7 protein-coding genes are annotated in these 5,779 nt (G+C 68.0%); 1 reads left to right on the top strand and 6 read right to left on the bottom strand.

Features of this window, described 5'->3' with window-relative positions; translation table 11 throughout:
- From VGD44_RS16660 to coxB, 6 genes are all read right to left on the bottom strand, one after another.
- Nucleotides 1–561: alpha/beta fold hydrolase (locus tag VGD44_RS16660; protein WP_331089115.1), on the bottom strand; the 561-nt coding region annotated here is incomplete at its 3' end.
- A 63-nt stretch (nt 562–624) separates the two neighbouring features.
- The gene (locus VGD44_RS16665) at nt 625–1,215 is read right to left on the bottom strand and encodes a cytochrome c oxidase assembly protein (RefSeq protein ID WP_331089117.1); all 591 of its coding nucleotides are present in this window, start codon (nt 1,213–1,215) and stop codon (nt 625–627) included.
- Nucleotides 1,193–1,345, bottom strand: a complete 153-nt coding sequence (locus VGD44_RS16670) for a hypothetical protein (protein ID WP_331089119.1) — start codon at nt 1,343–1,345, stop codon at nt 1,193–1,195. Before VGD44_RS16670 ends, VGD44_RS16665 begins: the two co-directional genes overlap by 23 nt.
- A complete protein-coding gene (cyoE, locus tag VGD44_RS16675) occupies nt 1,342–2,313 on the bottom strand; it encodes a heme o synthase (protein ID WP_331089121.1) in 972 nt (323 codons plus the stop codon). The genes VGD44_RS16670 and cyoE overlap by 4 nt, the downstream gene beginning before the upstream one ends.
- A gap of 84 nt (nt 2,314–2,397) precedes the next feature.
- Complete coding sequence (gene ctaD / locus VGD44_RS16680) at nt 2,398–4,068, bottom strand: cytochrome c oxidase subunit I (protein ID WP_331089122.1); 1,671 nt, start codon at nt 4,066–4,068, stop codon at nt 2,398–2,400.
- Between the two features lie 19 nt (nt 4,069–4,087).
- Nucleotides 4,088–5,077 carry a cytochrome c oxidase subunit II gene (coxB, locus tag VGD44_RS16685; RefSeq protein ID WP_331089124.1) on the bottom strand — a complete coding sequence of 330 codons (990 nt, stop codon included), beginning with the start codon at nt 5,075–5,077 and terminating at the stop codon, nt 4,088–4,090.
- 257 nt (nt 5,078–5,334) lie between these two features.
- On the opposite strand from coxB, the gene VGD44_RS16690 reads away from it, so the two are divergent.
- Nucleotides 5,335–5,694, top strand: coding sequence for a DUF3140 domain-containing protein (locus tag VGD44_RS16690; protein ID WP_331089126.1), 360 nt, complete (start codon nt 5,335–5,337; stop codon nt 5,692–5,694).
- Nucleotides 5,695–5,779 lie beyond the last annotated feature (85 nt).

Below are 5,779 nucleotides of genomic sequence, written 5' to 3' on the forward strand. Positions count from 1 at the left end.
CAGCTCCGGGCGCACGTCGTTCAGGAACTCGGCGCGGAACTCCTCCTCGCTGACGGCCTTGGCCAGCTCTGCGCGCTGGCGCTCCTGCGGCAGCGCCAGCAACTCGAGCAGCGGCTGGTACTTGGGACCCAGCGCGTCCTCGTAGATGTCGCCATTCTGGAGGATGAGCGCCGCCACGCGCTCCGGCGCCTGGATCGCCAGCCGCAGCCCGATCTGCGAGCCGAAGTCGTGCAGGTAGATGGCGAAGCGCTGGACGTCCAAGGCGTCGAGGAACCGCTGCAGGAAGGCGGCGTATCCGTCGAAGTCGTAGGCGAACCCCTCCGGGTCGTCGCTCAGCCCGCAGCCAGGGAAATCCGGGGCGAGGAGTCGCCAGCGGTCAGCCAGGGCCGGCATGTAGTTGCGGAACTCGAACGACGAGCAGGGATAGCCGTGGGGGAGGAGGAGGACGGGCGCATCCGCAGGTCCGGCCTCGCGGTAGAAGACGCCGGCGCCGTCCAGCTGCAGGCGTTTATGCCGCACCCGCGTCAGGGCGTCCGGGGAGGATTGGGTCGGATCGGTCATCCCCGCCGAACCGCCTCGGCGAGAGCCAGGTTCCCCGGAAATCGCGTTCTCAGGCGCGCGGGCTCAGCCGCCCTTGTGATCCTTTACCGGGGCGGCCTGGGCTTCCTTCGACGTGCTCCGGAAGAAGGTGTAGCTCAGCGTCACCTCGGGCTTGCCCTTGGTGTTGATGTCCTCGGCGTACTTCGGATCGACGTAGTACAGCACCGGCATGTCCACCGTGGCGCCCGCCGCGATCGTCTGGTCCGAGAAGCAGAAGCATTGCAGCTTCTGGAAGTACGGGCCGGCCTGTTCGGGCACGACGTTGAAGATCGCCCGGCCGGTGATCGGCTTGTCGGAATTGTTCTTCACCTTGAAGAACGCGATCTTGGTCTCGCCGATCTTCGCCTCCTGGGAGGTCTGCTCGGCGGTGAAGGTCCAGGGCAGGTCGCGGACGTTGGCGTCGAAGCGGATCGTCAGGGTCTTGCCCAGCACCTGGTCCGCCGCCGCCTCGGCCCGCCGCGGCGTGCCGTCGAAGCCGGTGAGCTGGCAGAAGGCGCGGTAGATCGGCACCGCCGCGAAGGCCGCCCCGGTCATGAAGAAGAATATGGCGGCGCAGACGACCGCGACCTTCGCGTTCCGCCTGCGCTCGATCTCAGAGAGGCCGACTTGCGACACTGGCGCCCATCCTCACGACGGTGACCAAATAGACCAGAAGCACGAACGCGACGAGGCCCAGGGCGATGGCGATGTTGCGGCCCCGGCGCGCCTTGGCGGCCGCGTCGTCCTCGCGGTTGGGATCGCTCATCGCAGCAGCTCCAAAGGGCGTACGCCCATCAGGTGTTCGGCCAGCAAGGTCGCGAACAGCAGGGTCAGGTACAGGATCGAGAAGGCGAACAGGTTGCGGGCGTCGCGCGCCCCGGCCCGCACGTCATAGAGGCCGTCATCGTTGCGCGGATCGGCCGCCTCGCCCGCCCGGCTGCGGTACAGCCTCCAGGCCAGCAGCAGGAACACCAGGCCGCCCAGCCCCGACACCGCCAGGTAGCCCGCGCCGCCCAGGCCGGTGAACGCCGGCGCCACGCAGACCGGGATCAACAGCAGGCTGTAGACCAGGATCTGCAGGCGGGTGGAGGACGCGCCCTTCACCACCGGCATCATCGGCACGCCGGCCTTGGCGTAGTCCTCGGACGTGTACAGCGACAGCGCCCAGAAGTGGGGCGGGGTCCACATGAAGATGATGGCGCACAGCAGCCAGGCGTTCAGCGGCGCCGCGCCGGTGGCCGCCGCCCAGCCGATCACCGGCGGCAGCGCGCCGGCCAGTCCGCCGATGACGATGTTCTGCGCCGTCCAGCGCTTGAGCCACATCGTGTAGACGACGGCGTAGAAGACGATGGTGAAGGCCAGCAGGCCGGCGGCCAGCCAGTTCAACGCCATGCCCATCAGCATCACCGAGAACAGCGACAGCACCACGCCCAGCGCCAGGGCGTCGGCGCCCTGCACCCGGCCCGCCGGCACCGGCCGGCCGCGCGTGCGGCGCATCTTTGCGTCGATGTCGGCGTCGTACCACATGTTGAGCGAGGCCGAGGCGCCGGCGCCCACCGCGATGCACAGCACGGCCACCGCCGCCAGGATCGGGTTGATCCGTTCCGGCGCGCAGACCAGGCCGGTGAGCGCGGTGAAGATCACCAGCGACATCACGCGCGGCTTCAGCAGCTGAAGGAAGTCCTGCCAGCGGGCGATGGCGCGAGGGTTGGTGTGGGCCGTAGCCATGGCCATGCGATCTTACTCTCAGAATGTCGGAAGGGCGCGCCCCGCTGCCGGAACGCGCCCCCGAATGTGGTCCCGTAGGGCCTTCGGTCCTTAGTGGACGTCGGGCTTCACCACCGGCAGCTCGTTGAACTGGTGGAACGGCGGCGGCGAGGAGAGCGTCCATTCCAGCGTGGTCGCGCCTTCGCCCCAAGGGTTGGCCTCGGCCTTGCGGCGACGGACAGCCGCCTCCACCAGGACCAGCAGGAACACGCCCACGCCGACGGCGGTGATCGCGTAGCCGACCGACGAGACCATGTTCCAGTAGGCGAAGCCGTCCGGATAGTCGACGTAGCGGCGCGGCATACCCTGGAGGCCCAGGAAGTGCTGCGGGAAGAAGACCAGGTTCACGCCGATGAACATGATCCAGAAGTGCGCGGCGCCGAGGAACTCGTTGTACTTCACGCCCCACATCTTCTCGAACCAGTAGTAGAAGCCCGCGAAGATCGCGAACACGGCGCCGAGCGACAGCACGTAGTGGAAGTGGGCCACCACGTAGTAGGTGTCGTGCAGGCTGTAGTCGATGCCGGCGTTGGCCAGCACCACGCCCGTCACGCCGCCCACGGTGAACAGGAAGATGAAGCCGATCGCCCACAGCATGGGCGTCTTGAAGGTGATCGACCCGCCCCACATCGTGGCGATCCACGAGAACACCTTCACCCCGGTCGGCACCGCGATGACCATCGTCGCCGCCACGAAGTAGGCGCGCAGCTCGATGCCCATGCCGACGGTGTACATGTGGTGGGCCCACACGACGAAGCCGATGAAGCCGATGGCCACCATGGCGTAGGCCATGGCGAGGTAGCCGAAGACCGGCTTGCGGCTGAACGTCGAGACGATGTGCGAGATCATGCCGAAGCCGGGCAGGATCAGGATGTACACTTCCGGGTGCCCGAAGAACCAGAACAGGTGCTGGAACATAACCGGGTCGCCGCCGCCCGCGGCGTCGAAGAAGTGCGTGTTGAAGTTGCGGTCCGTGAGCAGCATCGTGATCGCGCCGGCCAGCACGGGCAGCGAGAGCAGCAGCAGGAACACGGTCACCAGGATCGACCAGACGAACAGCGGCATCCGGTGCAGGGTCATGCCCGGCGCGCGCATGTTGAAGATCGTGGTGATGAAGTTGATGGCGCCCAGGATCGAGCTCGCGCCGGCCAGGTGCACCGACAGGATCGCGCAGTCCATGGCCGGGCCGGTGTGGCCCGAGGTGGACAGCGGCGGATAGAGCGTCCAGCCGCCGCCGAAGCCGTGGCCCGGGCCGCCGTCGACGAACATCGACACCAGCAGCATCACCCAGGCCGCCACCAGCAGCCAGAAGGAGATGTTGTTCATCCGCGGGAAGGCCATGTCCGGCGCGCCGATCATCAGCGGCACGAACCAGTTGCCGAACCCGCCGATCATCGCGGGCATGACCATGAAGAAGATCATGATCAGCGCGTGGCCGGTGACGACCACGTTGTAGCCGTGCTTGCTGGGCTCGATCAGGCTGAGGCCGCCGATCTTGAGCTGCGAGAGCAGCGACCCGTCGCGGAACACCTGGATGCCCGGCTCGGCCAGTTCCCAGCGGATCAGGCCGGAAAGCAGGCCGCCGACGATCCCCGCCATGATGGCGAACAGGATGTACAGCGTGCCGATGTCCTTGTGGTTCGTGGACAGGAACCAGCGGGTGAAGAACCCGGGCGTGTGCCCGTGGTCGTCGTGATGATCGTGAGCGGCGGCTTGAGCCATCTTACGCGGATCCTAAGGCTTATTTCGCAGCCGGCGCCTTGGGCGCGGGCGTGGCGGCGGCGACCGGAGCCTTCGGCTCGGGCGTCGCGGGAGGCGGAGCGGCGGGGTTCACGGACGAGGGCGCCGCGGCCGGGGTCGCGGCGTCGGCGGCGGCCGGAGCGGCCGCGGCAGGGGCGGCCGGAGCCGCGCCGGCGGCCGAGCCGCCCTTCTTGGCGACCCAGGCGTCGAACTCGGCCTGGCTGACCACGCGCACCTCGATCGGCATGAAGGCGTGGTCAACGCCGCACAGCTCACGGCAGTTGCCGTAGTAGGTGCCGAGGCGCTCGGCCTTGAACCAGGTCTCGTTCAGGCGGCCCGGAACGGCGTCGGTGATGATCCCGAAGGAGGGCACGGCGAAGGCGTGGATCACGTCGGCGCCGGTCACCTGCACGCGCACCACCTTGTTCACCGGCACGACCAGCGGCTCGGTGGCGGCGAGGCGGTACGGCTTGCCCGCGGCCTTGGCCTGGTCTTCCGGCAGGATGTTGGAGACGAACTCGCCGATCTGCTGGTCGGGATACTCGTAGCCCCAGTACCACTGGTAGCCGGTCGCCTTGATGGTCAGGTCCGGCTTGGGCATGTCGTTGTAGGCGAACAGCAGCTTGAACGAGAAGATGGAGATGAACACCAGGATCAGGACCGGCGCGAGCGTCCAGACCACCTCGATCAGGGTGTTGTGGCTCCACTTCGCGGGGGTCGGGTTGGCCTTCTTGTTGTAGCGGATGACCACCCACACCAGCAGCGCCAGGACGAACAGCGTGATCACCGTGATGATCGGCATCAGGATCACGTTGTGGAAGAAGATGGCGTCCTCGCGCAGCGGGGTCACCCCCGGCTGCAGGTCGATCGCCCCGTCGGTCGGCTCACCGAACTTGTCCTGGGCCATGGCGGCCGCGCCCCAGAACGCCGCCGCAGCGCCCGCGAGAGCTCCTGCCGCCCGCGTCCGCAATCCGTGAAAGCTCGACTTCATGTCCCCTCGGTCAGTTTGGCCGGCTGCGCTCAAGGACACGCCTCCGCCGCTACGGAACGGGACGCGCGGACGCGACTTGCGCGACGCCCGACCGGCCCCTTCGCGGGGGTCCATACGCGCATCGTCCGGGCTTGCCAAGGCGTCGGGGGCCCTTCCGGCGCGTGCGTGAGCCGTCTGCGACGTTTGCGCGTTGAAATGGCGCGCCTTCGGCCCCAATCCAGCGGCCCGCCGAAGCCGCGTTATCCCGGAAGCGCCGCATGCACCTGAGCCCTGAGGACGAGCGCGAAATCCGCCGCGAGTTCGACCGCCTGACGAACCTGACGCAGGGCGAGCTGCGCGCCTGGCTCGAGACGCCCGAGAGCCGGAAGGTGGGCATGGTCCGCAAGGGCGAGACCGAATCGGTGGGCCGCCAGTCGGCGCGGCGGATCCTCGCCATCCGCGAAACGAAGGCCGCCGACCTGGCCGACGCCGACTACCGCCACATGAAGAAGGTCATCGGCTACTGCCGCCGCCACCTGGCGCAGAGGCCTCCTGCCTACAAGACGGGCGGTGATGTCACCGACACCCGCTGGCGCTGGAGCCTGATGAACTGGGCCCACGATCCGCTGAAGCGGTGACACGTCGCGGATGACGCCGCCCCTCCCACCTCCTATCTTCCCCGCATGAACGCTCCAGTCCCCGCTCCCTCGATCCTCGACTCCG

It is taken from the genome of Phenylobacterium sp., assembly GCF_036402295.1.
GTDB lineage: Bacteria > Pseudomonadota > Alphaproteobacteria > Caulobacterales > Caulobacteraceae > Phenylobacterium.

Coding starts and splice junctions, on each gene's coding strand:
- ctaD (WP_331089122.1), bottom strand. CDS start 4,068: ATGGCTCAAGCCGCCGCTCACGATCATCACGACGACCACGGGCACACG.
- coxB (WP_331089124.1), bottom strand. CDS start 5,077: ATGAAGTCGAGCTTTCACGGATTGCGGACGCGGGCGGCAGGAGCTCTC.
- cyoE (WP_331089121.1), bottom strand. CDS start 2,313: ATGGCCATGGCTACGGCCCACACCAACCCTCGCGCCATCGCCCGCTGG.
- VGD44_RS16670 (WP_331089119.1), bottom strand. CDS start 1,345: ATGAGCGATCCCAACCGCGAGGACGACGCGGCCGCCAAGGCGCGCCGG.
- VGD44_RS16690 (WP_331089126.1), top strand. CDS start 5,335: ATGCACCTGAGCCCTGAGGACGAGCGCGAAATCCGCCGCGAGTTCGAC.